Raw genomic sequence first — 24663 nt, forward strand, 5'->3', positions numbered from 1 at the left:
TGTACCGAGAAAGGGGGCGGGGGTCTCGGGGCAGGTCGTCCACGGTGGGGCAGACCGGGGCCGCGGCCGGGTCAACCGCGGTCGGAGCAGGCCGGCGACCACGGTCGGGTCACTGCGGTGGGTGGTAGCGCCGACCGCAGTGGGGCGGTCGGGCCGGCCGTCACGGGGACGGCCGGAGGCGTTGGGCGGGGCGGCCGTGGCGGGCCAGTGGCGTCAGCTCGGGGTGGGGGCGGTCGGGTGGCCCGGTAGGCCGTCACGGGGGCGGCCGGAGGCGGTGGGCGGAGAGGTGGGGTCAGCTCGGGGTGGGGGCGGTCGGGTCAGCGGGGGTCGGGCGGCCCGGTAGGCCGTCGCGGGGGCGGCCGGGGGCGGTGGTCGGGTCAGGGGGAACCGGCTTCGGGCGGGTCCGGGTCCAGGAGGGGTCGGCGGACAGGTTCGGGGCGGGGGTGGGCCGGAGCATGGTGGGGGGCTCCTTCGGACGAGTGGGGGATGGTCCGGGGGAGGGGCGGGTCGGAGGTGCCGGGTGCCGTCGTGAGGTCGGCCCAGACGATGCGCGCGGGCCGGCCGGGCGCGGCCGTCACGCCCCAGTCGGCGCTCAGCACGTCGACCAGGAAGAGCCCGCGTCCGTTCTGGTCGTCGGGACCTGGCTGCCGGGGCACCGGGCGGACGGAGCCCCGGTTCTCGTCCTCGACCTCGATGCGCACCCGGCCGGCACCGCCGTGCACCCGGCACACGATCCGTTCGCCGGCCGCGTGCACCAGCGCGTTGGTGACCAGCTCCGAAGTCACGAGCACGGCGTCGTCCAGGGTGTCCTCCGCGACGCCCCAGGCGGCCAGCAGGTCGCGTGAGACCCGCCGGGCCGTGCCGACCGCCGCGGGCACGGCGGGCAGTTCGAAGGCGGCGGCGGGGCCGGAGGGTGCGGCCCCGGAGGCGAGCGGGTCGGGGCCGTCGGCCCCAGGGAGTCGACCCAGGTGCTCGCCTCCGGGTGGTCTCGTGGCCGGTGCCGTGTCCGCGGACCGGAGCGCGGGCTGCGCAGGCTGTACGGACTGCACGGGCTCCGGGAGTCGCAGCGGCAGGCCGGCCGGAGGCAGCCGCAGCGGAGCGGGATCGGCGGGCGGCCCGTCCTCGGGCAGACGGTGCAGTGGTCGGGGGAGGGAGGGCGGAGCCATCGCCGTACGCCTTTCGTGCGGCCGCGCGCATGGGGGGTGTCGGGGTCGGACGGCCCGGCCGCTCGGGGATCAGACGGCTCACCGCCTCCCACGAGGCCGTGGTGCAGCCCGGTCTCCCCCAACTGGGCTGCGCCGCCCGCTCCTTCGGCGACCGGAGCAGTGAGTCCACTGTGGCACCCGCCAACAAGCCGCCGCAACCAGCAAGTTGAAAATTGCAAGAAGCCAAGTGCATGCTGCTGGGCGTCACGAACCGATCGCATGCGTGTCAGAAGCGATCGCGTGAGACGGTGGCCCCGACACCTGTGAGGGGGTGGGCTGTGTGACCGCGGAGACCGACTGGGGCGGCGCCCCCTCCGTGCTGCGCATGATCCTCGGCAGACAGCTGGAGGAGCTGCGCACCCGGGCCGGCCTCGGCTACGAGCAGGCGGCCGCCGCCATCGGCGTCAGCCACTCCACCATCCGCCGCATGGAGGCCGCCAAGGTCGCCCGGCTGCGCCTCGCGGACGCCGAGAAACTCCTGCAGGTCTACGGCGTCACGGACCAGCAGGAGATCGACACCTTCCTGCAGTCGGTGCGCGAGGCCAACAAGCGCGGCTGGTGGCACACCTACCGCGACGTGATGCCCGACTGGTTCGCCGCCTACCTCAGCCTGGAGCAGGCGGCCCTGCAGATCCGGGCGTACGAGAACCAGTTCGTGCACGGCCTGCTGCAGACCGAGGACTATGCGCGCGCCCTGCTGGGCGCGGGCAATCCGCACGCCCCGGCCGAGGCCACCGAGCGGCGGGTCGCCCTGCGCCTGCGCCGCCAGGAGCTGCTGTCCCGGCCGGGGCCGCCGCGGCTGTGGGTCGTCATGGACGAGACCGTGCTGCGCTGGCCGGTCGGCGGCCCGGCCGTGATGCGCGCGCAGATCGACCATCTCGTCGAACTCAACCGGCTGCCCCATGTGACCGTGCAGCTCATGCCGTTCGCCAACGGCCCGCACCCCGCGATGCGGGCGGGCGCGTTCCACCTCTTCCGGTTCCGGGCCCCCGAACTGCCCGACATCGTCTACCTCAACGGGCTGGTCGGCGCCGTCTACCTGGACAAGGGAAACGATGTCGTGGTCTACCGCGAGGCCCTGGACCGCCTGGGCGCCCAGGCGGCGTCCGCCAAGAAGACCGAGGCCGTCCTCGGCGCGATTCGCAAGGAGCTGTAGACGTGCACCACCCCATACACAACGGCATGCCGTCCCGGGATCTGGGCGCCCGCGGCTGGAGCAAACCGTGGAGCGACGACGCCGGCGGCGCCTGCGTGGAGGTGAAGAAGCTAGCCGACGGGCGCGTCGCCGTACGCCAGTCCACCGACCCCGACGGGCCCGCGCTGGTGTTCACCTCCCGGGAGATGTCGAGCTTCCTGACGGGCGTGAAGGAGGGCGACGCCGACTTCCTGCTGTGAACCGCCTTGTTATCGCTCAGCATGGACCCACCCCACCCCCCGACCCGAATGGGAGACACGGCGTTGCCCGACAACGGATGGCCGGCCGACCGCATCGACACCGAGAACGCGCACTCCGCCCGCATCTACGACTACATCCTCGGCGGCAAGGACTACTACCCCGCCGACAAGGAGGCGGGCGACGCCATGTCCCGGGAGTGGCCCGCGCTCCCGGTCCACATGCGCGCCAACCGCGACTTCATGAACCGTGCCGTGCGCTGGCTCGCCGAGGAGGCGGGCATGCGCCAGTTCCTGGACATCGGCACCGGCATCCCCACCTCGCCCAACCTGCACGAGATCGCCCAGGCGGTGGCCCCCGAGTCCCGGGTCGTCTACGTCGACAACGACCCGATCGTCCTCACCCTCTCCCAGGGCCTGCTGGCCAGCGCGCCCGAGGGCCGGACGTCGTACATCGAGGCCGACTTCCGCGACCCGGCGGCCATCCTCGATGCCCCGGAACTGCGCGAGACCCTCGACCTGGACCGGCCGGTCGCGCTCACCGTCATCGCCATCGTCCACTTCATGCTCGACGCGGACGACGCGGTCGGGGTCGTCCGCCGGCTGCTGGAGCCGCTGCCGTCCGGCAGCTACCTCGCCATGTCGATCGGCACCGCCGAGTTCGCGCCCGAGGAGGTGGGCCGGGTCGCCCGCGAGTACGCGGCCCGCAACATGCCGATGCGGCTGCGCACCCTCGACGAGGCCCACGCTTTCTTCGAGGGCCTCGACCTGGTCGAGCCCGGCATCGTCCAGGTGCACAAATGGCACCCCGACGGCACCGGCGAGAAGGGCATCCGCGACGAGGACATCGCGATGTACGGCGCGGTCGCCCGCAAGCCGTGACCACCCCTGGGGCCGGGTCCCGCACCCCCGCGGGCCCGGCCCCGCCGTACGACGCGACGGGCCGTGCCCCGGCCGGCGGCGTGAGGCCGTGGCCGCCACGCGACAGCGCGTCCCGGACACCATCCCCCGCGAGGACCACAGTCTCGTCACCCGCATGGCCCTCGGCCGGCCGGCCCGGCCGAGGGCCACGCGGGCGGAATTCCAGGACGGGAGCGCCGGGGAGCCTGCGGCCATCGCCCACCTGCGAGGACTGAGCGGCGAACGCCCCGGGTACCCGAAGGGCCCCGGGGCCGACCCGGCCGTCCGGGGCTGCCGTGAATGGAGAGGCCATGACGCAGAACGGGGAGGAAGCCACCCCCGCCCGGCGGTCGGAGGTCACCGAGCTCCGCCTGGCCGCGGACGGCCCTGGCCGTCCCGCGCCGTCCGCACCGGACACCGACCCGCTGCCGCGCGACCGCAGCCAGGCGATCCTGGAGGCCGCCAAGCAGATCGGGGCCCTGTTGAAGAAGAAGGACCACCCCTTCGCGCTCGCCGGCAGCGTCGCCGTCTACGCCCACGGCGGAAGCCGGCACCTCCAGCACGACGCCGACTTCGCCGTGCTGCCCGAGGACGCCGACGCCGTGGCCGCCACGCTGCGCGAAGCCGGGCTCCCCGTGCGCACCCCGCCCGAGGACTGGCTGATCAAGACGACCTGCCGGGGCCAGGACATCGACATCATCTTCCAGCTGGCGCACCAGCCCGTCACCAAGGACATGCTCGCCCGGGCGCAGTGCCTCCCGGTCGACTCCGTCCTCATGCCCGTCCTCTCCCCGACCGACCTGATCCGCAGCCTGATCAGCGCCTTCTCGGAGCACTACTGCGACTTCGGCTCGGTGCTCCCGGTGGCCCGCGCGGTGCGCGAGAAGGTCGACTGGGACGAGGTACGGGCGAGCTGCGGCGGCGAGCCCATGCCCGCCGCGTTCCTCTTCCTGCTCGAACGGCTGAACGTGATCGAACCCCGGGAGGGGCAGCCATGACCAACCACGACGCTGCACGGCCGCCGGGCCCGGCCGCCGTCGAGAACCTGGACTACCGCGTCGCCCACCTCGCCGAACGGCTGGCCGCCGGACCCCTCGGCGAACTGGGCGTACGGCTCGTCCCGCACGGCGACGCCGTCCTGCTGACCGGTACCGTGCCGTCCACCCAGTGCCGGGACGAGATCCTCGGCCTGGCCCGCGCGGAACTGGCGGGGCACCCGGTCCACTGCGACATCCTCGTCGCCGGGACCTCCTCGCCCGACCATGGGGAGGACCTCACATGATCCGCGTCGCGGCCGTGGGAGACATCCACATGGGGCCGGAGAGCCAGGGCACGCTCCGCCCCTCCTTCGAGGCCCTGCCCCAGTGCGCCGATGTCCTGCTGCTCGCCGGTGACCTGACCCGGCACGGCACTCCGGAGGAGGCACAGGTCGTCGCCCGGGAGATCAAGGACCTGCCGGTCCCGGTCGTCGCCGTCCTCGGCAACCACGACCACCACGACGAGCGGCCCGAGGAGGTCACGGCGATCCTGCGGGACGCCGGCGCGCACGTCCTCGAGGGACAGGCCGCGGTGGTCACCGCCGACGGCGCACGGATCGGGGTCGCCGGGACCAAGGGGTTCGGCGGCGGATTCGTCGGGCGCTGCGCCGGGGAGTTCGGGGAACCGCTGATGAAGGAGTTCGTCCGCTACAGCAGGCGGTGCGCGGACGGGCTGCTCGGGGCGCTGAAGGACCTGGAGGACTGGAACTGCGACGTCCGGATCGCGCTCACCCACTTCTCACCCGTGCCGGACACGCTGGCCGGGGAGCCGCCGGAGATCTACCCGTTCCTCGGCAGCTATCTGCTGGCGGAGGCGATCGACACCGCCGGGGCGGATCTCGCCGTCCACGGGCACGCCCATGCGGGGACCGAGCACGGAATGACCAGCGGGGGCGTGCGGGTGCGCAACGTGGCTCAGCCGGTGATCGGGCAGGCGTTCCACGTGTATCACCTGGCGGGGCGGGAGAGCGGCTCGTCCGCCTGAGCCGGGCTGTCGGCCATCGCCCCCCTCACCCGACCGGGCCGGGTGGCAGGGCGGCGCCTCAGGCCGCCGTGCCCAGGGCCTCCCTGCCCGGTACCTCGTCGTCCTTGGCGCGCAGCTTCACCAGGGTCGGTGCCGCTGCGCGGCGGCGCAGGAAGCCCGTGCCGATCGCGCCGGCGATCAGCAGGCCGCCCGCGACCAGGGCGCCACGGGCGCCGGCCCACTCCATGAGCAGGCCCAGGGCCGGCGGGCCGCCCAGGCTCCACACCGTGCCGACGCTGCTCCACACGCCGAGCACCCGGCCCCGCAGATGGGCGGGCGGATCGGTCTGCAGCACCGCCGTGCCGGCGGTGTCGGAGACGGACTCCACGACCGCCATCGGCAGCACCAGCACCAGCAGCACGGCCAGCGACGGCGACAGGCCCGCCGCGACCTGCAGCAGCCCGCCCGCCGCCGCGAGCAGGCCCACGGACCGCACGGAGGGCCGGCGCAGCCGGGCGCCGAGCACCGCGCCGAGGATGCCACCGACGGCCAGCACCGTGGAGACGGTGCCGAACGCCCCGGCACCGCCCGCGAGCGGCCCGGTGACCAGGACCGCGAGCGTCAGGCCGTAGTTCCGGCCGAAGACCGAGCTGAGCCCCGTGACGGCGGCGAGCGCCACCAGTCGCGGCCGGCGCACGAAGTACGCCAGGCCCTGCCGCACGCTCATCTCCGGCTGCTTCGGTACGGCGCGCCCGGCGCCCACCGGATCCGGGACCGCGCCGGGCGCGGGACGCAGGAACGGCACCACCGAGGCCACGAACAGGAACGACAGCCCGTTGGCGGCGTAGGCGGAGGCCGTCCCGAGGAAACCGACGGTCAGACCTGCCAGACCCGTGCCCACCAGGCGGCCCGCGCTGTGCACCAGGGCACCCACGCCGATCGCCGAGGGAACGTCCTGACTGGGGACGAGATCGTTGCCGAGCAGCGCGCACGCCGGGCCGTCGACGGTGGCGATGACACCGGTCACGGCGGCCAGCACCAGCAGGACCGTCATGTCGATCCGGTCCAGCGCCACCAGCAGGGCCGTGGTGAAGGCGACCGCGCCGAGCAGGGCCTGGCTGACGGCGACGGTCAGCTTGCGGGGCCAGCGGTCCACGGCCGCGCCGCCCAGCAGGCTCACGAACAGCGCGGGCGCCGCCTGTACCGAGATCGACAGGCCGGTCGCCGCGGCGGATCCCGTGATCTGCAGCACGAGCAGGTTCTGGACCGTGAGCTGCATCCAGGTGCCGGCGTTGGAGACGAAGTTCGCGGCCGACCACCAGCGCATGCTGCGGTACCGCAGGGAACGCCATGGCGCACGCGAGGCGCTCGGAGCGGGGGCGGCGCTGGGCGCGGGCGTGGGCAGGGCAGGGGCAGTGGACAAGGCGGGGTACTCGACAGCCAGGAAGAGGGAGTGCGACCGGCGGACGCGCGAGAAGGCCAGGCCGGCTGCGCTGCGCGGCCTGTCCACCAGGTCGGTGACGGCGCGGACCATGGTGGCAGACGGGACCCACCAGCCGACGCCACGCACCGTGCCGCACCGGGCGCCGGGAACCCCAACCCGCCTCACGCACCCCGCACTTGGGGGTGTGCGTGGGGTTCCTCACAAGCCCGGAGCACGCCCCCGTCCCGGCCGGTTCGACCGGCGCCGGACCGGGCTGCGCGAAAGGGCGGCGGACGGGAGGAGGGCCCCCGCGCCGAAGGAGGTTCCCATGCACGACGACCAGCACGGACGGACAGCACCACCGGCACCCCGGTCACGCTCCGGCGTACCCCGCCGCTCCCGGCGCACGGGCACCGAGCCGGCCACCGCGCGCAGCGCCCTGGGCCTGCGGCTGCTGCTCTCCGCCGTCTTCCTGCCGCTCTTCGCCGCGGCGACCGGCGGCTTCGCCGTCTGGGCCGCCCGGTCCGGCCCCGGTGACAGCCCGGGCAGCGGCCCTCTGACCGCGCTCGCCGTGATCTGCGGCCTTCTCGCGCTGGCGGCTGCGCTGGACCTGACCGTCGTCAGCGCCCGCAGGCGCCGGGAGCGCACCGCACGCGGCTGATCCCGGCGCCCGGCGATGCCTCAGCGGTTGACCGCGCGCATCCCCGCCTCGTCGTAGCGCTGGCCCGCCGCCTCGGGCAGCTCGGCGTCGATGCGGGCCAGGTCCTCCTTGGTCAGCTCGATGCCGACCGCGCCCGCGTTCTGCTCCAGGTAGCTGCGGCGCTTGGTGCCCGGGATCGGCACCAGGTCCTCGCCCTGCGCCAGCACCCAGGCGATCGCGAGCTGGGCCGGGGTGACCTCCTTCTCGGCGGCGATCTCCTTCACCTTCGCCGCGAGCCGCAGGTTGGCCTCCAGGTTGGTGTCCGTGAAGCGCGGGTTGTTGCGCCGGAAGTCGCCCTCGTCCAGCTCGTCGGGCGAGGTAAAGCGGCCGGCGAGGAAGCCGCGGCCCAGCGGGGAGTACGGCACGAAGCCGATGCCGAGCTCCCGGCAGGTGGGCAGCACATCGGCCTCCACGTCCCGCGTCCACAGCGAGTACTCGGTCTGCACCGCGGTGATCGGGTGCACGGCGTGGGCGCGCCGGATGGTCTCCGCGCTCGCCTCGCTCAGCCCGATGTGCCGCACCTTGCCCTCGGCGACCAGCTCGCCCAGCGCGCCGACCGTCTCCTCGATGGGCACGTTCGGGTCGACGCGGTGCTGGTAGTACAGGTCGATGTAGTCGGTGCCGAGGCGCTGCAGAGAGCCGTGGACGGAGCTGCGGACATGCTCGGCCGAGCCGTCCTGCCGGCCCACCGTGCTCATGTCGCCCGGCACGGCGTCGTCCATCCGGTAGTTGAACTTGGTTGCGATCTGGTACTCGTCGCGGTGTCCCCGGACCGCCTCGCCGACCAGCGACTCGTTGGTCAGCGGGCCGTAGATCTGCGCGGTGTCGAGGAAGGTGATGCCGAGCTCGAGGGCGCGCCGGATGGTCGCGACGCCCTCGTCCTGGTCGGCGGAGCCGTAGAAGGCGGACATGCCCATGCATCCGAGGCCGATGGCCGATACCTGGAGGTCCCGCAGGCTGCGCTGTCGCATGTGGTGTCCCAGCCTTTCTTGCACAGTCGGTGGTCGTCCCGTGCGCGCACGAGGGTCCTTCTCCATCAAGCGACGGATCACGCCGCCCGGCATCCCGTGCGGGAGACCGGCCGGCGCGGCCCTCGTGCACCGGGCCGTCAGTGACGCTACGAGTTGGAGCGCGCTCGAAGTCAACTCCCGTCGGCCGCCTCGTCCGGCGGCACCCGCTCGGCCGGACGGGTGGCCTTTTCCCGCCCCGGCCCCTCGTCACCCCGACGCGCGCCCGGCGGACGTTGACGACCGCCCCCGGCTCGCTGAACTGTGAGCGCCGGACCGGGCGAGCACACGCCCCGCATGGCCGAAAGACGCCTCATGAGGACCGACCAGGGCAGTACCGACCAGGGCAGGGACGTCCTGCGCGCGGCGCTGTCCCGCGCGGCCCGGTCCACCGGCCGCACGCTGGCGGGGGAGTGGCACGCCATCGTCGTCGATCCGGTACGGCGGCTCGCGCGGCGCGGTGTGTCGGGCCTGGTGCTGGCGCTCGTCGCCGCGTCCGGGGTCGTCCTGTGCCACGACGTCGCCCAGCACCGCGCCGGAGCGGTCTGGGTGCTCCGGCTCGGCGGGGTCACGGCCGAGCTGCCGCTGTGGCTGTCCCTGCTGCGCACCCCCGTGTCCCTGTACGTCCCGGCGCTGGACCTGCCGGTGTGGGCGGGCATCGCCCAGCTCTTCGCCGCCTTCGCGCTCGCCGAACTGACCCTCGGCCGCGCCCGGACCCTGGCCGTCGCCTACGCGACCACCCTGGCCGGCACCCTCACCGCCCGCCTGATGGTCGCGCTCGGCCCCGGCTGGTGGGGGCTGGGCCTGCCGCCCGAGTACGGCCAGGTCCTCGACACCGGTCCCTCCGCTGCCGTCGTCGGCCTGTTCACCTTCCTCGCGGTCGTCCGGCGCGCGCCCGTGGTGTTCGCGCTGACCGGCGGCTCCATGGTGTGGGAGTCGGTCGCGGTGCCCAACCTGGCCGGCCGCGAGCACCTGATCGCGGTGGGCGCGGCGATCGTCCTGGCGCTGCTGCACGGCCGCCGGGACCGCCTGCGGGCCCTCGTACGGTCGCCGCGGCCGGCCCTGCGGGGCAGCGGACCTGCGGGGGGCGTCCGTGTCCCGGCCCCGGCGCACGACCAGGCACCTGGATTGCCGCAGCTCGCACGGGGGACACGTCAATGTGACGCTTTTCGCACTTCGACACGTGCGGGCACCCCCTAAGGTTGCCGCGACGTACGGCAGGGCGTGGCTGACACCATGGTGTTCGTCGCCGGCAGGCTGAAGGGAATCCAGGATGTTCCGCAAGGTGCTGGTCGCCAACCGTGGAGAGATCGCGATCCGCGCGTTCCGGGCGGGCTACGAGCTCGGCGCGCGCACGGTCGCCGTGTTCCCGCACGAGGACCGCAACTCGCTGCACCGGCTGAAGGCCGACGAGGCGTACGAGATCGGCGAACCGGGGCATCCGGTGCGGGCCTATCTCTCCGTCGAGGAGATCGTCCGCGCCGCCCGCCGGGCCGGCGCCGACGCCGTCTATCCCGGTTACGGGTTCCTGTCCGAGAACCCCGAACTGGCCCGCGCCTGCGAGGAGGCGGGCATCACCTTCGTCGGGCCGGACGCCCGGACGCTGGAACTGACCGGCAACAAGGCCCGCGCGGTGGCCGCCGCCCGGGCGGCCGGCGTACCCGTACTCGGCTCCTCCGCGCCGTCCAACGACGTCGACGAACTGGTGCGCGCCGCCGAGGAGATCGGCTTCCCCGTCTTCGTGAAGGCGGTAGCGGGCGGCGGCGGGCGCGGCATGCGCCGCGTGGAGGACCCGGCCCAGCTGCGCGAGTCCATCGAAGCCGCCTCCCGGGAGGCCGCCTCCGCGTTCGGCGACCCGACCGTCTTCCTGGAGAAGGCCGTCGTGGAGCCCCGCCACATCGAGGTGCAGATCCTCGCCGACGGCGAGGGCAACGTCATCCACCTCTTCGAGCGCGACTGCTCGCTCCAGCGCCGCCACCAGAAGGTCATCGAACTCGCCCCGGCACCGAACCTCGACCCGGAGCTGCGCGAGCGGATCTGCGGCGACGCCGTGCGCTTCGCCCGCGAGATCGGCTACCGCAACGCGGGCACCGTGGAGTTCCTCCTCGACCGCGACGGCAACCACGTGTTCATCGAGATGAACCCGCGCATCCAGGTCGAGCACACCGTGACCGAGGAGGTCACGGACGTGGACCTGGTCCAGGCGCAGCTCAGGATCGCCTCCGGCGAGACCCTCGCCGACCTCGGCCTGTCCCAGGAGACGATCACGCTGCGCGGTGCCGCTCTGCAGTGCCGCATCACCACCGAGGACCCCGCCAACGGCTTCCGCCCGGACACCGGCCGGATCAGCGCCTACCGCTCACCGGGCGGTTCCGGCATCCGTCTCGACGGCGGCACCACCCACGCCGGTACGGAGATCAGCGCTCACTTCGACTCCATGCTGGTCAAGCTCACCTGCCGGGGCCGGGACTTCCGGGCGGCCGTCGGGCGCGCGCGGCGTGCCGTCGCCGAGTTCCGCATCCGCGGCGTCGCCACCAACATCCCCTTCCTGCAGGCGGTGCTGGACGACCCCGACTTCCAGGCGGGCCGGGTCACCACGTCCTTCATCGAGCAGCGCCCGCACCTGCTCACCTCCCGCCACTCCGCCGACCGCGGCACGAAGCTGCTCACCTACCTCGCCGACGTCACCGTCAACAAGCCGCACGGTGAGCGCCCCGACCTGCTCGACCCGGTCACCAAGCTGCCGCCGCTGCCGGCCGGCGAGCCCCCGGCCGGCTCCCGGCAGCGGTTGATCGACCTCGGCCCCGAGGGCTTCGCGCGGCACCTGCGCGAGTCGCCGACCATCGGCGTCACCGACACCACCTTCCGCGACGCCCACCAGTCCCTGCTCGCCACCCGCGTGCGTACCAAGGACCTCCTCGCCGTCGCCCCCGTCGTCGCCCGCACCCTGCCCGAGCTGCTGTCCCTGGAGTGCTGGGGCGGCGCCACCTACGACGTCGCGCTGCGCTTCCTCGCCGAGGACCCCTGGGAGCGGCTGGCCGCCCTGCGCGAGGCCGTCCCCAACATCTGTCTGCAGATGCTGCTGCGCGGCCGCAACACCGTCGGCTACACCCCGTACCCGACGGAGGTGACCGACGCCTTCGTGCAGGAGGCCGCCGCCACCGGCATCGACATCTTCCGCATCTTCGACGCCCTCAACGACGTCGGCCAGATGCGGCCCGCCATCGAGGCCGTCCGCGAGACCGGCACGGCGATCGCCGAGGTCGCCCTGTGCTACACCGCCGACCTCAACGACCCGGCCGAGCGGCTCTACACGCTCGACTACTACCTGCGCCTGGCCGAGCAGATCGTCGACGCCGGCGCCCACGTCCTCGCCATCAAGGACATGGCCGGCCTGCTGCGCGCCCCGGCCGCCGCCAAGCTGGTCTCCGCGCTGCGCCGCGAGTTCGATCTGCCGGTGCACCTGCACACCCACGACACGGCGGGCGGCCAGCTCGCCACCTACCTGGCCGCGATCCAGGCCGGCGCCGACGCGGTGGACGGCGCGGTGGCCTCCATGGCCGGTACGACCTCGCAGCCCTCGCTGTCGGCCCTGGTCGCCGCCACCGACCACTCCGACCGGCCCACCGGGCTCGACCTCCAGGCCGTCGGCGACCTCGAGCCGTACTGGGAGGGCGTGCGCAGGATCTACGCCCCGTTCGAGGCGGGCCTCGCCTCCCCGACCGGCCGCGTCTACCACCACGAGATCCCCGGCGGCCAGCTGTCGAACCTGCGCACCCAGGCCGTCGCCCTCGGGCTCGGCGACCGCTTCGAGGACATCGAGGCGATGTACGCCGCAGCCGACCGCATCCTCGGCCGCCTGGTCAAGGTCACCCCGTCGTCCAAGGTGGTCGGCGACCTGGCCCTGCACCTGGTGGGGGCGGGTGTCTCGCCCGAGGACTTCGAGTCGACCCCCGACCGGTTCGACATCCCCGATTCGGTGATCGGCTTCCTGCGCGGCGAGCTGGGCACCCCGCCCGGCGGCTGGCCGGAGCCGTTCCGCACCAAGGCCCTCCAGGGCCGTGGCGAGGCCAAGCCGGCGCCGGAACTGGCCGCGGAGGACCGCGAGGGGCTGGCCAAGGAGCCCAGGGCGACGCTGAACCGCCTGCTGTTCCCCGGCCCGACCCGTGAGTTCGACACGCACCGGCAGTCGTTCGGCGACACCAGCGTCCTGGACAGCAAGGACTTCTTCTACGGCCTGCGCCCGGGCAAGGAGTACGCCGTCGACCTGGAGCCCGGTGTCCGGCTGCTGATCGAGCTGCAGGCGATCGGCGAGGCCGACGAGCGCGGCATGCGCACGGTGATGTCCTCGCTCAACGGCCAGCTGCGGCCCATCCAGGTGCGGGACCGCGCGGCCGCCTCGGACGTGCCGGTGACGGAGAAGGCCGACCGGAGCGACCCGGGCCATGTGGCGGCGCCGTTCGCCGGGGTGGTGACGCTCGCCGTCGCCGAGGGCGACGAGGTCGCGGCCGGCGCGACCGTGGCCACCATCGAGGCGATGAAGATGGAGGCGACGATCACCGCCCAGAAGGCGGGCCGGGTCTCCCGCCTGGCCATCAACCGGATCCAGCAGGTGGAGGGCGGCGACCTGCTCGTCGTGATCGCCTGACGTCACACGCGCTCGCCGCGGCCGGGCAACCGGTCGCGGCGAGTGGTCAGCCCCAGAGCGGGATGGTCATGACCTGCTGGAAGCCCGTGGGACGGGCGTCCGTGTAGGTCAGGTTCATCCGGGTGAAGTGCTGGATGCTCGGGTCCTTCTTCCACGGCTCCGGGCGGTCCAGCCGCACCGTCACCCGGTAGGAGTGGAAGCGGCCCACCGCGCAGTACGGCTTGCAGTCGTTGACGGCGTTCACGCCCTTGGCGACCGCCGCGTCCGGGCCCCAGTGCGTCCAGTGGAGTCCGTTCAACCGGCTGTTGCCGTCGCCGCACGCCAGGATGAAGTCGGCCGGGCGGACGTCGCTCTGGAAGCCGCAGTCGACGAGTACGGTCGGCGGGCTCGGGGCCTTCACGGCAGGGGTGGCCGGCTGACTGGCCGAGGCGGTACTCATGGCCGCCGTGAGCAGGGTTCCCGCCGCGAGGGTGACTGCCGATCCCATCAGTGATCCGCGCATGGCCCGCTCCCACCGTTGTGCCGTGTCCGACCGCGTGCACCTCGACGCTACGACCGTCCGCCCGGATGCACCAGTCGCGCAGGTCGCGCGGCGTGTCAGCCGGTTTGTCAGCCTTTGTCGTGGCTGTGTCAGCGGCTGGCCGGCCGGGTCGACGAGCGCGCCGGTCAGCGGTGCGAGACGGTCAGCCCGTAGAAGGCGACCCGGGCCCCCTTGGTGGTGCTGTCGGAGGAGGACTGGTTGTAGGCGCCGGCCTTGAAGTACTGCTTGTACGGCTGGAACGAGGACGGGATGCCGTAGCGGGTGGTGGTGCCGTTGACGGTCAGCTCGATGGTGTTCCCGCCGGAGACGGCGATGGTGTAGCTCCACGTCCTGCCCACCGGCACATGGCCCACGGTGTGCGGGGTCTGCCCGCCGGACGGCGAGTTCTCGGTGCCGAGCACGATGTCGCCGTTCGCGTGGTAGTACAGCTCCAGCAGCGGCTTGGTGGACGAGCCGCCGGAGCCGAGGTGGATCTGGCCCACGCACACGCTCTGGGTCACCGAGACGACCCGCAGGGTCGCGCTCATCCGGTGCGCGCCGGCGAGGGCCCAGTCGGCAGGGCCGCCGTCGCGGTTCATCTCGCGCAGCTCCGAGCGGGCGTAGTGGGAGTTCGGCGTCGTCACGCCCTTCTCGGGCGCCCAGAAGGTCATCGCGCCGTCGCGGGTGTCGGTGTGGAAGTACGCGTCCTGGTAGCCGTTCGCGCCCTGGAGACGGGAGGAGGGGATCGTGGTCGGCCTGCCGGGCGAGCCCACGGGCTCCTGGAGCTGCCAGACGGACAGGTCGAAGTTGCCGCCGGGTGCGACGTGCGGATCGGCCGCTTCGGCGGGGCCGCCGGTGAGGGCGGTGAGGGTGACGGCGAGGACGGCGGCGGTGGCTGCCGCGAGGAGCCGGTGACGGGTCATGTGGGGGGTCCCTTCAGCGGATCGGACCAGGATGCGTTCAGTCATGTGAACACTGAACGCATCCTTGGTCGTCGGTGACCCGAGAAGCTAAAGGTCTGAACCAGACACGTCAAGAGGGTCAGCAGGCGCCCTCGTCCTCCCAGGGCCCCCACTGCGAGGCGCCGGGCACCTCGTTCTGGGTCCACCACTTGGCCTTCCAGTTGTGCTTGCCGTACGAGACCTCGTCGCCCTTCGTGTAGACCGCGGACGAACTCCAGGCCGTCTTGCAGGCGGAGTTCGGCGGAGTCGGAGTCGGCGTCGGGGTGGGCGTGGGCGGGGTGGTCGGCGGGGTCGCACCCGCGAACTTCACCGAGTACGCGGCGAAGTCCCAGGAGTTCTGCGCCACGCTGGAGCAGGTGCCGGACGTGCGGCCGCCGTTGTCGGGTGGCGAGCACTGGCGGTCGCGGTTCAGCGACCAGAACGTGAACCGGTCCATGTGGTGTGCGGTGGTGTAGTCCAGCACGGTCTGGAAGTCGGCCTGCGTGAAGTACTCCCCGGTGTCGCTGCGGCCGTTCATGCCGGAGAAGCCCTCGTGGGCGTAGGCGGTGGCCTCGTCCCAGCCGAAGGTGGACTGCAGGATCCCGTTGAACTTGGTCAGCGCGGCGGTCTGGCTCGCGGCGCCGTTGAAGCCGCCGTCGAACGGCATGATGGAGAAGTTGTTCGGCGTGAACCCCTGCGACTTGGCCTCCAGCAGCATCTGCTTGCCGAACCAGCCGGTCCCGTCCGCCGTGCCGGCGGTGGTCACCGAGACGTACAGCCCCGGGTTGTTCTGCTGGAGGATCTTCGCGGCGCCGATCTCGTTCTTGATCGCCGCGCTGTTCTCGTACTCGGGCTCCTCCAGGTCGAAGTCGATGGCGTGCAGTCCGTACTTGGTGATGACCTGCTGGTAGGCCGCCGCCGTGGCGGCCGCGTCGGAGCAGGTCTGGCCGAGCTTGGTGCCGCCGTAGCCACCGATGGAGACGGAGACGTCGCCGCCCTTGGCTCGGACGGAGTCGATGACCGACTTGACGGCCGTGTCGGAGGAGACGGGAGCGGTCCCGCCCCAGGTCGGCGAGCAGCCGCCGCCGTTGGGTGCCAGGACGAAGGCCAGTTGGAAGGCCTTCAGGCCCGTGGCGTCCATGATGGCGGACGCGTCCGGCGGGTCGTTGTCCAGCGGCATCAGATAGGGGGCGGCGGCGTACCAGCGGTTGCTCAGGGCGGTGGTGGCGCCGGCGGCGTTGCCCGCGCTGAACGCGGTCGTGCCCGCGGCGGCCAGTGCGACGGCGGCCGCCGCACCCAGACATGCGTGAAGACGTCTCACTGCGTGCCTCCAGAGGTGTGGGGTGGGGGAGGGGCCCCAGCCTCCGGGAGCTGTTGAGTGCACGTCAATAGGTTGGTCTAGTCCAAATGCCTCTTTGGACTAGACCATACGAACTCTTTACCGGAGTGGCGCCCGACGTGCCCGGCTTCTCGCCGATGTCCGCCAACCCGTGGCGGAGCCTCGGTCGCCTGAGGCACCCTTGACAGGGTGCGTACTGTTTCGCCACGTTTGAGCATCGGCGCACGCCGGGGATCCGTCGCGCGGGATCCGTGGACAGCAGAAGCAATGGCAGGACGCGCCCGGCGCGTCATGGGGGGAGCGGTCGCCATGCGATCCATCAGCCGTGATCCACACACCTCACCGGCCGACGCCCGTGCCGCGTCCGGCAGATCGCCGGCCGCGCCGGCGGAAGGACGGTCGAGCTGAGGTGGAGATCACCATCCACAGACCCGGTGAGCTGACCTCCGCACTGCGCGGAGCCTGGCACCGGGCGATGGACGAGTCGCCCGAGTACGCCAACCCGTTCCTCGCCCCCGAGTTCGCCATCGGGGTCGGCCGCCGGCGCGGCGGGGTGCGGGTGGCGGTCCTCAGGGAGGGCGGGGAACCGGTCGGCTTCCTCCCGTACGAGCGCAGCCCGCTCGGCACCGGCCGGGCCGTCGGGCTCGGACTGTCCGACTGCCAGGCCCTGGTGCACCGCCCCGGGATCACCTGGGACACCGGGGAACTGCTGCGCGCCTGCGGGCTCAGCATCTTCGAGTTCGACCATCTCGTACAGGAACAGCGGCCGTTCGCCCCGCATGTCACCGGAACCTTCGCCTCACCCGTGATCGACGTCAAGCCCGGTGACGGAAGCTATGCGCAGTGGCTGCGCGGCGCCTATCCGGGGCTGGCCAAGACGACGCTGAAGAAGGAGCGGCGGCTCGGGCGGGACGTCGGCGAGGTGCGGTTCGAGTTCGACGAACGGGACCCGCGGATGCTGCGCACGCTCATGCGGTGGAAGTCCGCCCAGTACCGGCGGACGGGGCGCATGGACCGGTTCGCCCGGCCCTGGATCGTGGACCTGGTGGACCATCTCTTCCACGTCCGCGAGGAGCACTTCACCGGCGTGCTGTCCGTGCTCTACGCCGGGGACCGCCCGGTCGCCGCCCACTTCGGGCCCCGGTCCAGCACGGTGCTGGCCGCCTGGTTCACCGCGTACGACCCCGAACTCCCTTCCTACTCCCCGGGGTTGATGATGCACCTGCGCACCGCCGAGGCGGCCGCCCGGCACGGGGTGACCCTGGTCGACCTGGGGCGGGGCGACAAGGAGTACAAGGACTGGCTCAAGACCCGTGAACTCCGGGTCGGCGAGGGCTTCGCCGCCCGCCCCCACCCGGTGGCCCTGGCCCGACGCATGTGGCGCCGCCCGGTCCGAGGCCTGCGCAACACGGTCCTGGCCCACCCCGGACTCCGCGAACCCGCCGACCAACTCCTGAAAACGGCGGGCAGACTCCGCACTCGACGCGAGACGACGACACCTACGGCAGCAACGGACTGACCCCTCGGGAACCGTCATGGGGTGGCGGGACGGCCAATCGGCCACTCCGGGACCGTCTCGACACGGTGGCGGGACGACGCGGCGGTGTGGTGGGGCGGCGGTGTGGTGGCTCGGCGGCGGGGTGGGGCGGCGAAGCCCCCACCCGCGGCTGCGCCGACCCCGATCGCCGGCCGGCCCCCGGCCCGGGCGGGCCGGGACGGTCGTGTTGCCCCCGAGGCCACGCCGCCGGACCGGGACGCCCGGGCTGTCCCGCCCGACTGTCGGGTCGCCCGGACCCCGAACCCGGCCCGCCACCCGATCTCAGCCTCGGCCCCCGACCCCGCGACCGCTCGGATTCAGCCGACCGTCGGGCCGTCCCGGCGCCGGCCTTCTCGCCGGACCAAGGCTCCGACCGACACCACTTCGAGCCCGCCGCGCCACAGGCAACGCGGCCCCGCCTCCCCGCAGCGCCCCCGCCCCCGGCACCGTAAAAACCGCCGTCTCGCCCGCACTTAGTGGCAGGTTCTCGTCAAGATTTCGCCAAGCGGCGGACGTTCGCCCGTATGAGTGATCGGGTCTCCTGCGTCGGCAGTGTCGATGCCCGTATCGGGAGGTCCCTGGTGTCCGTGCCCACCCGCAGAAGACGGTGGCTCACCGTCTGTGCGCTCACCGCGTCCGCCGCGCTCGTCGCGATACCCCCGTCCGCAGCCTCCGGGCGCGGCGGCGGCAGTCCTTTCGGCGCCCGTACGCTTCACCAACTCGCGAAGGAGCGCGAGCAGTCCGTCGGGGCCATGTCGCCGCACCTGGAGGCCGATGACGACGACGGCAACGAGGCGGACGAGATCGCCGAGGGCGCCGACCAGTACGCCGAGGCCCGCACCTCGCCCGGTGTCATCGCCCCGGGTGCCTACGGCGCCGCCTGGAGCAGCCTGCAGAGACTGCATGGCACCGGCGGCAGGTGGCGCGACATCACCCGGTTGCCGTACAACTCCGACGACCCGCGCTACCGCGACATCGACTCCAACTCCAGCGGCGGCTCGGGCAACGTCACCGGCCGCATGGCCGCGCTCGCGGCCGACGACGACGGCTACGTCTACGCGGGCAGCGCCGGCGGCGGCGTATGGCGCTCGCGCACCGGCGGCGGCCACTGGCAGCCCATCAGCGACCGGCTGCCCGCCCAGTCCACCGGCGCCCTCGCCCTCGACGGGGCCGGCCGGCTCTGGCTCGGCACCGGCGAGGCCACCACCAACGCGGACGCCTACCTCGGCAGCGGCGTCTACGTCCTCACCCACCCGCACCACGGCACCTTCTCCACCCGCAGCCGGGTCGGCGGCGACGAGCTCGACAGCACGACCATCCACGAACTCCGCTTCGGCGGCGGCAAGGTCTGGGCGGCCACCAGCGAGGGCGTCTGGAGCCACTCCACGAAGCGGCTGAGCGGCGCCTGGAAACTCGAGTTCGCCCCCAACCCGGCGTTTCTGCCCGGCGGTTCGCAGGCCGACGACCCGGACGCGCCGTACAAGAACATCGCCAACGACATCGCGATCGACCCCAAGGACCCCTCCAAGGTGGTCCTGGCCGTCGGCTGGCGCAGCGGCGACGACTACAACGGCTTCTACACCAGGACCGGCGGCACCTGGACGCGGATCACCAGCGGCCTCGGCGACCTCCCGGCCGACGCGGACAACGTCGGCAACGTCACCTTCGCCCGCTCCGCCGACGGCTCCCGCTACTACGCCGTCGACCAGTCGCCCGAGCAGCTCAGCACCAACCCGGACAGCGGCCTGGAAGGCATCTACGTCTCCAAGTCGGGTTCGCCCACCGGCCCCTGGACGAAGATCGCCGACTACAAGGGCCTGGCCGCCGACAACTCGGCGCTCACCTCGCCCGGTTACATGCCCGGCGTGCAGGCCTGGTACAACCAGTTCCTCGCCGTCGACCCCGCCGACCCCCAGCACGTGTACGCGGGCCTGGAGGAGGTCTACGAGACCAAGGACGGCGGCGGCACCTGGTCCACGGTCGGCCCGTACTGGAACTTCGGCTTCTCCTGCTGGAGCATCGACCCGGCCAAGCAGACCGGCGACTGCAACGCGACCCCGCACTCCGACCAGCACGGCGTGGCGATCGGCCGCTCGCACGGCAAGTCCTACGTCTACGTCGGCAACGACGGCGGCGTCTACAAACGCCCGTTGAACGGCTCCCAGGACGCCGACGGACACGCCACCGACTGGACGTCCCTCAACGACGGCACCATCGACACCCTGCAGTACTACTCGGTCGGCGTCGGCAAGGACCCCGGCCGCGGCGGCCTCGCCGTCACCGGCGGCCTGCAGGACAACGGCCAGTCCATCCTGCGCAGCGGCGACAAGGTGATGGGCTCCAACTTCGGCGGCGACGGCGGCGACACCCTCGCCGACCCGGCCAATGGCTGCAACATCGCCCAGGAGTACGTCTACCTCGCCGTCCAGGTCACCCAGAACTGCGCGGTCAACGACGGAAGCTGGACGACCGACCCGAGCAGGGCCACCTCCTACGGCGTCGCCCCGCCCGACAACGCCACCAGCGAGGCCCGCTTCATCGCCCCGCTCACCACCGACCTGAAGAACGGCTCCACCTGGGTCGCCGGCGGCCGGCACGTCTGGGTGCAGACCCACGGCTACGCCATCCGCAGCGGCTCGGAGTGGACCAGCGTCCACGACTTCGGCGCGGGCCGCGTCGCCACCGCCGTGGCCGCGTCCGGCGGCAAGATCTACGCCGCCTGGTGCGGCCCCTGCAACAACCAGGGCTTCGCCCGGGGCATCGCGGTGGGCAACGCCGACGGCACCGGCTGGCACGACATCTCCCTGCCGGTGGACGGCACCGTACCCAACCGCTACCTCAGCGGCTTCGCCGTCGACCCCAAGGACGCCGACCACGTCTTCCTCGCGGTCAACGGCTTCTCCCGGCACTGGACCGAGGGCCCCGGAGCGGGCATCGGTCACGTCTTCGAGTCCAGGGACGGCGGCACCACCTGGAAGGACATCTCGGCGAACCTGCCCGACGTGCCCACCGACGCGGCGCTGGTGACCTCGTCCGGCGGCCTCGTCGTCGCCACCGACCTGGGCGTCGTCTACCGGGCGCCGGGACGTACGACCTGGCAGCGCGTCGGCAACCTGCCGGCCGTCGCCGTCCTGCAGATCAGGACGAGTCCCGACGGGCGCACCCTGTACGCGGCCACCCACGGCCGCGGTCTGCGCACCTTCAAGGTGTGCGACCTCGACTGAGCACTCCCGCGCGACACGAGGGGTGGCCTCCGGGTCACCCCTCCCGCGTGTACGGCACCACGTCCACGTCCAGCGTGAACGCGACACGTGGCGCGCCCGCCACGTCCGGTGCCTTCGCGGAGGCGGTGACCACGGCACGGCCGCCCCGGGTGCCCGCGCAGCGCAGAGTGGCGTGCGCGCCGCCGTCGGCGGCCGGCCGCCAGCCGGACACGGCGACCAGGGCGGGGGCCGAACTCCGTACGCCGGTCCACCGCTTGTCGTCCACGCGGGCCCGCAGGACGAGGGTCACGACGGCCCCCGGCCGCACACACAGCCGCCGCCGGACCGGGTCGCCGGGGGAGACGGTGACGTCCACGGGCCCGGCGGCACAGCGCGAGGCCGGGGCCGACGCCGAGGAGCCACGGGTGGACGGGGGCCCGCTGGGAGCCGTGGAGGGGCGGGGGGTCGCAGACCCGCCCGGAGCCGTGGAGCCGCCGGCCGGGGACGACGGCCGCGGCTCGCCGCTCCCGGACGGAGTCCTGCTCGCGCCCGTCCCGGCACCGCCGCCGGCCGACGCGCCGCACCCCGCCAGCACCACGACCGCGGCGACCGCGCACCCACCGGCCCACCACCGCATGCCCGCACACCTCCCGGTCTCCTGGTACGCATCCCAGGATGCCGCACCCGGTCGTCCCGGCGCCGGACCACCTGCTCAGCGGGACGGCGTGGCGATGCGCAGGGCGGCGGAGCGGGGCGGCGCGGGAGCGTCCGGGTCGGCGGCGGTGTCCGTCCACCAGTCCGCGCCCTCCTCGATGTAGCGCAGCAGCACGCCCTCGCGGATCGCCCACGGGCAGACGACGACCCGCCGTATCCCCATGAGCTTCAGCGCGGTGTGCCCGACGACGGCACCGGCCAGGCTCTGCGCGGCGCGCGGCGCGGAGACGCCGGGCAGCTCGGCGCGCTCGGCCGCGGGCAGGGCGGCGAGGGTCTGGATCGCCCCCAGCAGGTCCCGGCGCAGCATCTCGCGCCGCACGAACGGCCCGTGGCGTCCGGGCGCGGCCCCGCACAGCCGGGCCAGCTGCTGGAAGGTGCGCGAGCTCACCGCGGTGGTGCGCGGGCTCTCCCAGCGGATGCGGGAGGCCACGTCCCGCAGTTCGTGCCGGATCCTGCGGCGCAGCGCCTTCAGTTCCGCCGGGGCCGGCGGGTCCGTCGTGAGCAACTCCTGCGTCAGCCGGTTCGCGCCGAGCGGCAGGGACGCGGCGAAGTCGGGCAGCCGCCCGCGCCCGAAGGCCACCTCCAGCGAGCCGCCCCCGATGTCGAGCAGGGCGAGGGGGCCCGCGTTCCAGCCCAGCCAGCGGCGGGCCGCGAGAAAGGTCAGCTCGGCCTCGGTCTCACCGGGCAGGGTGCACATGCGGATGCCGGTGCCCGACCACACCCGGTGCAGTACCTCCTGCCGGTTGGGCGCGTTGCGCACCACCGTGGTCGCGAACGCCAGGGGGCCGGAGGCGTTCCAGTGCTGGGCCGTACTGCCCGCCGCGGCCACCGCTTTGACCAGCTGCTCCACCGCCTCCTCGCCCAGGGAGCCGTCGGCGCCGACCTGTTCGGACAGGCGCAGCTTCCACTTGACCGTGTGCACCGGCAGCGGAACGCCGCCGTCCACATCCGCGATCACCAACCGGACCGTGTTCGACCCCGCATCCACCACGCTCACCCGCATGCGCCGGGAGTACCCACTTCACGGGCGACAACGCCCCGAGGCGCCCCGTCGGCCGGAGGATGTCCGAATCCGGGGGTCCCGAGCCACCGCCCTTGTAGGGTCACCGGCAACGGCGGCAGCGGACAGGGGACCGGGATGGCTGCGCGGAACGCATGGGTGATCGGCGGCGGCGTCGCGGGCACGGCGACCGCGCTCGGCCTGCACAAGGCGGGGTTCGAGGTCGCCGTGGCGGAGGCGCACCCCGACACGGCCGAGGACATCGGCGCCTTCCTGACCCTGGCGAGCAACGGCATGCGCGCCCTGGCCCAACTCGACGCCACGGACGCCGTCACCGCCCTGGGGTTCCCACTGACGTCACTGCGCCTGCTCGACAGCCGGGGGAGCGAGATGGCGCACGCCCCGCTCGGCGCGGCCGACGACCCGGCGCTGCGCTACCGCTGCCTGCTGCGCGGCGAGTTGAACGCCGCCCTGCAGGCCGAGGCGGTCCGGCGCGGCATCGCCCTGCGCCACGGCGCCCGCCTGGTGTCCGTCACGGACGGCCCCGACGAAGTCACCGCGCACTTCTCCGACGGCACGACCGCAACCGCCGCCCTGCTCATCGGCGCAGACGGCCTGAACTCGACCGTGCGCCGGACGGTCGTGGCACCCCGCACCGGGCCGCGGTACGCGGGCCAGCGCGTGTTCTACGGCTGCACCGACGGCGCCCCAGCGCCCTCGGAGCCCGGCGCCATCACCATGGTGCGCGGCAGCGAGACCGCCTTCGGGTACGCCGTGTCGCCGACGGACCGGACGTACTGGTTCGCCCGGGTCGGCGGGGACCCGCTGCCCGCCGGCCCGCCCGAGCACCGCGCGGCCGCCGAACTGCTCCCGCTGCTGCGCAAGGACGCCACACCCGCCGCGGACATCGTCGAGTCCTGTGCCGGCCGGATCATGGCCACCAACGCCACCGAGATGCCGCTCGGCACTCCCTGGCACACCCGCCGCGTGCTGCTCGTCGGCGACGCGGCCCACGCGGCCTCCCCGGCCACCGGCCAGGGTGCCTCGATGGCGCTGGAGGACGCCGTCGTCCTCGCCAAGGCCCTGCGCGACAGCCCCGACATCCGGTCGGCGTTCGCCGCGTACGAGCGCCACCGCCGCCCGCGGGTGGAGCACAACATCACCGTCAGCGGCGCCCTCTCCCGCGGCACCCGGGCCGCGTCCGGCCGCACCGGCGACGACGACGCGGTGATCGCCCAACTCGCCTGGAACACCCCGCTGTCCGTCGTGCCCGACCGGCACTGAGCGCGGCCGGCCCGCCGGTTACCCTGCCCCCATGCTGATCATCGACGGGGAGTCCGACGCCCAACTGGCCCGGAGGGCCGCGCAGTCCGGTGCGGACGTGGTACGGAAGATGTACGGGGGAGCCCTCGCCCGCGTCGCGAAGTCCGCGGGTGACTTCGCGACCGCGGCCGACATCGCCGCGGAGCAGGCGATCCTCGACGTGCTGCGCGCCGCGCGGCCCGACGACGGCGTGACGGGGGAGGAGAGCGGCAGCACCGGCGCGGTCACGGCCGGGCGCCGCTGGCTGGTCGACCCGCTGTGCGGCACCCTCAACTACGCCGCCCGGTCCATGCTGGTGGCGGTCAACGTGGCCCTGCGGGCCGGCGAGGAGATCACGGCGGCAGCGACCGCCGACCCGTTCAGCGGCGAGGTGTTCTGGACCGACGGGCACCGCGCCCTGGTCCGGGACGCGGGCCGGGACGAGGAGCTGGCGCCGTCCGCGGACTCCGGCCTGGTGGACGTCAACCTCGACCCGCCGTTCCCGAACGCCCCCGGCTTCCGGGCGGTACGACTCCTGGCCGATCCGGGCTTCACTGAGCGGTTCAGACCCCGGGTGGTCTCCACGACCCTCGCGGTGGCCTGGGTCGCCGCCGGCCGCCGGGCCGCCTACGTCACCGACGGCGACCTGCGTGACAGCGTGCACTTCTCCGCCGGCATCGCCCTGTGCCGGGCCGCCGGGTGCGTCGTGACCGACCTCCGGGGCCGGCCCCCGCACACCGGCGCGGGCGGCCTCGTCGTGGCCGCCGACACCGGAACGCACGCGGCGCTGCTGGAGCTGGCCGGACGTCAGGGCCTGTCAGGTTCCTGAGG

Annotated in this window: 21 protein-coding genes; 13 read left to right on the forward strand and 8 right to left on the reverse strand. The window is 73.4% G+C overall.

The annotated features are described in order from the left end of the window. Positions 1-377: 377 nt before the first annotated feature. Complete coding sequence (locus ACZ404_RS19655) at positions 378-1166, reverse strand: ATP-binding protein (RefSeq protein ID WP_468441534.1); 789 nt, start codon at positions 1164-1166, stop codon at positions 378-380. A 319-nt stretch (positions 1167-1485) separates the two neighbouring features. Between ACZ404_RS19655 and ACZ404_RS19660 the strand changes: the two genes are divergently transcribed. The 6 genes from ACZ404_RS19660 to ACZ404_RS19685 all read left to right on the forward strand — a co-directional run bounded on the left by ACZ404_RS19660 (position 1486) and on the right by ACZ404_RS19685 (position 5519). Next, entirely contained in the window at positions 1486-2361 is an 876-nt protein-coding gene (locus tag ACZ404_RS19660) for a helix-turn-helix domain-containing protein (RefSeq protein WP_468441536.1), read from the forward strand. Positions 2362-2387: 26 nt separating this feature from the next. Continuing rightward, complete coding sequence (locus ACZ404_RS19665; RefSeq protein ID WP_468442008.1) at positions 2388-2600, forward strand: DUF397 domain-containing protein; 213 nt, start codon at positions 2388-2390, stop codon at positions 2598-2600. A 63-nt stretch (positions 2601-2663) separates the two neighbouring features. Then, entirely contained in the window at positions 2664-3479 is an 816-nt protein-coding gene (locus tag ACZ404_RS19670; RefSeq protein ID WP_468441538.1) for an SAM-dependent methyltransferase, read from the forward strand. A 329-nt stretch (positions 3480-3808) separates the two neighbouring features. Then, the gene (locus tag ACZ404_RS19675) at positions 3809-4495 is read left to right on the forward strand and encodes a nucleotidyltransferase family protein (protein ID WP_468441540.1); all 687 of its coding nucleotides are present in this window, start codon (positions 3809-3811) and stop codon (positions 4493-4495) included. Then, positions 4492-4779 (forward strand): BON domain-containing protein, encoded by a 288-nt coding sequence (locus ACZ404_RS19680; RefSeq protein ID WP_468441542.1) that lies wholly within the window; start codon positions 4492-4494, stop codon positions 4777-4779. The genes ACZ404_RS19675 and ACZ404_RS19680 overlap by 4 nt, the downstream gene beginning before the upstream one ends. Continuing rightward, positions 4776-5519 carry a metallophosphoesterase family protein gene (locus ACZ404_RS19685; protein ID WP_468441544.1) on the forward strand — a complete coding sequence of 248 codons (744 nt, stop codon included), beginning with the start codon at positions 4776-4778 and terminating at the stop codon, positions 5517-5519. The genes ACZ404_RS19680 and ACZ404_RS19685 overlap by 4 nt, the downstream gene beginning before the upstream one ends. Positions 5520-5577: 58 nt before the next feature. Here the strand turns inward: ACZ404_RS19685 and ACZ404_RS19690 are convergent, their stop codons facing one another. Continuing rightward, on the reverse strand, positions 5578-6825 hold the full coding sequence (locus tag ACZ404_RS19690) for an MFS transporter (protein ID WP_468442009.1): 1248 nt from the start codon (positions 6823-6825) through the stop codon (positions 5578-5580). A gap of 424 nt (positions 6826-7249) precedes the next feature. Here ACZ404_RS19690 and ACZ404_RS19695 point away from each other — a divergent pair, with 424 nt between their 5' ends. Continuing rightward, positions 7250-7582 carry a DUF6343 family protein gene (locus ACZ404_RS19695; protein ID WP_468441546.1) on the forward strand — a complete coding sequence of 111 codons (333 nt, stop codon included), beginning with the start codon at positions 7250-7252 and terminating at the stop codon, positions 7580-7582. 20 nt (positions 7583-7602) lie between these two features. Here ACZ404_RS19695 and ACZ404_RS19700 read toward each other — a convergent pair whose 3' ends face one another. Continuing rightward, on the reverse strand, positions 7603-8592 hold the full coding sequence (locus tag ACZ404_RS19700; protein WP_468441548.1) for an aldo/keto reductase: 990 nt from the start codon (positions 8590-8592) through the stop codon (positions 7603-7605). A 351-nt stretch (positions 8593-8943) separates the two neighbouring features. Here ACZ404_RS19700 and ACZ404_RS19705 point away from each other — a divergent pair, with 351 nt between their 5' ends. After that, entirely contained in the window at positions 8944-9828 is an 885-nt protein-coding gene (locus ACZ404_RS19705; RefSeq protein ID WP_468441550.1) for a hypothetical protein, read from the forward strand. A gap of 73 nt (positions 9829-9901) precedes the next feature. Continuing rightward, positions 9902-13276, forward strand: a complete 3375-nt coding sequence (locus tag ACZ404_RS19710; protein WP_468441552.1) for a pyruvate carboxylase — start codon at positions 9902-9904, stop codon at positions 13274-13276. 46 nt (positions 13277-13322) lie between these two features. Here ACZ404_RS19710 and ACZ404_RS19715 read toward each other — a convergent pair whose 3' ends face one another. The 3 genes from ACZ404_RS19715 to ACZ404_RS19725 form a co-directional block, all read right to left on the reverse strand. After that, entirely contained in the window at positions 13323-13778 is a 456-nt protein-coding gene (locus tag ACZ404_RS19715; RefSeq protein ID WP_468441554.1) for a hypothetical protein, read from the reverse strand. A 164-nt stretch (positions 13779-13942) separates the two neighbouring features. Then, entirely contained in the window at positions 13943-14719 is a 777-nt protein-coding gene (locus tag ACZ404_RS19720) for a polysaccharide lyase family 7 protein (RefSeq protein WP_468441556.1), read from the reverse strand. A gap of 118 nt (positions 14720-14837) precedes the next feature. Beyond that, entirely contained in the window at positions 14838-16058 is a 1221-nt protein-coding gene (locus tag ACZ404_RS19725) for a carbohydrate-binding protein (RefSeq protein ID WP_468441558.1), read from the reverse strand. Between the two features lie 427 nt (positions 16059-16485). Here ACZ404_RS19725 and ACZ404_RS19730 point away from each other — a divergent pair, with 427 nt between their 5' ends. Both ACZ404_RS19730 and ACZ404_RS19735 read left to right on the forward strand, forming a co-directional pair. Next, positions 16486-17595 (forward strand): GNAT family N-acetyltransferase, encoded by a 1110-nt coding sequence (locus ACZ404_RS19730; protein ID WP_468441560.1) that lies wholly within the window; start codon positions 16486-16488, stop codon positions 17593-17595. Between the two features lie 599 nt (positions 17596-18194). After that, the gene (locus tag ACZ404_RS19735; protein ID WP_468441562.1) at positions 18195-20837 is read left to right on the forward strand and encodes a WD40/YVTN/BNR-like repeat-containing protein; all 2643 of its coding nucleotides are present in this window, start codon (positions 18195-18197) and stop codon (positions 20835-20837) included. Positions 20838-20871: 34 nt separating this feature from the next. Here the strand turns inward: ACZ404_RS19735 and ACZ404_RS19740 are convergent, their stop codons facing one another. Then, a complete protein-coding gene (locus tag ACZ404_RS19740) occupies positions 20872-21453 on the reverse strand; it encodes a hypothetical protein (RefSeq protein WP_468441564.1) in 582 nt (193 codons plus the stop codon). 75 nt (positions 21454-21528) lie between these two features. Continuing rightward, the gene (locus tag ACZ404_RS19745; protein ID WP_468441565.1) at positions 21529-22533 is read right to left on the reverse strand and encodes a Ppx/GppA family phosphatase; all 1005 of its coding nucleotides are present in this window, start codon (positions 22531-22533) and stop codon (positions 21529-21531) included. A gap of 135 nt (positions 22534-22668) precedes the next feature. On the opposite strand from ACZ404_RS19745, the gene ACZ404_RS19750 reads away from it, so the two are divergent. Both ACZ404_RS19750 and ACZ404_RS19755 read left to right on the forward strand, forming a co-directional pair. Further along, complete coding sequence (locus ACZ404_RS19750) at positions 22669-23814, forward strand: FAD-dependent monooxygenase (protein ID WP_468441566.1); 1146 nt, start codon at positions 22669-22671, stop codon at positions 23812-23814. Positions 23815-23845: 31 nt separating this feature from the next. Then, the gene (locus ACZ404_RS19755) at positions 23846-24661 is read left to right on the forward strand and encodes an inositol monophosphatase family protein (RefSeq protein ID WP_468441568.1); all 816 of its coding nucleotides are present in this window, start codon (positions 23846-23848) and stop codon (positions 24659-24661) included. Positions 24662-24663 lie beyond the last annotated feature (2 nt).

The sequence above is a fragment of the Streptomyces sp. NPDC030798 genome (assembly GCF_055572275.1).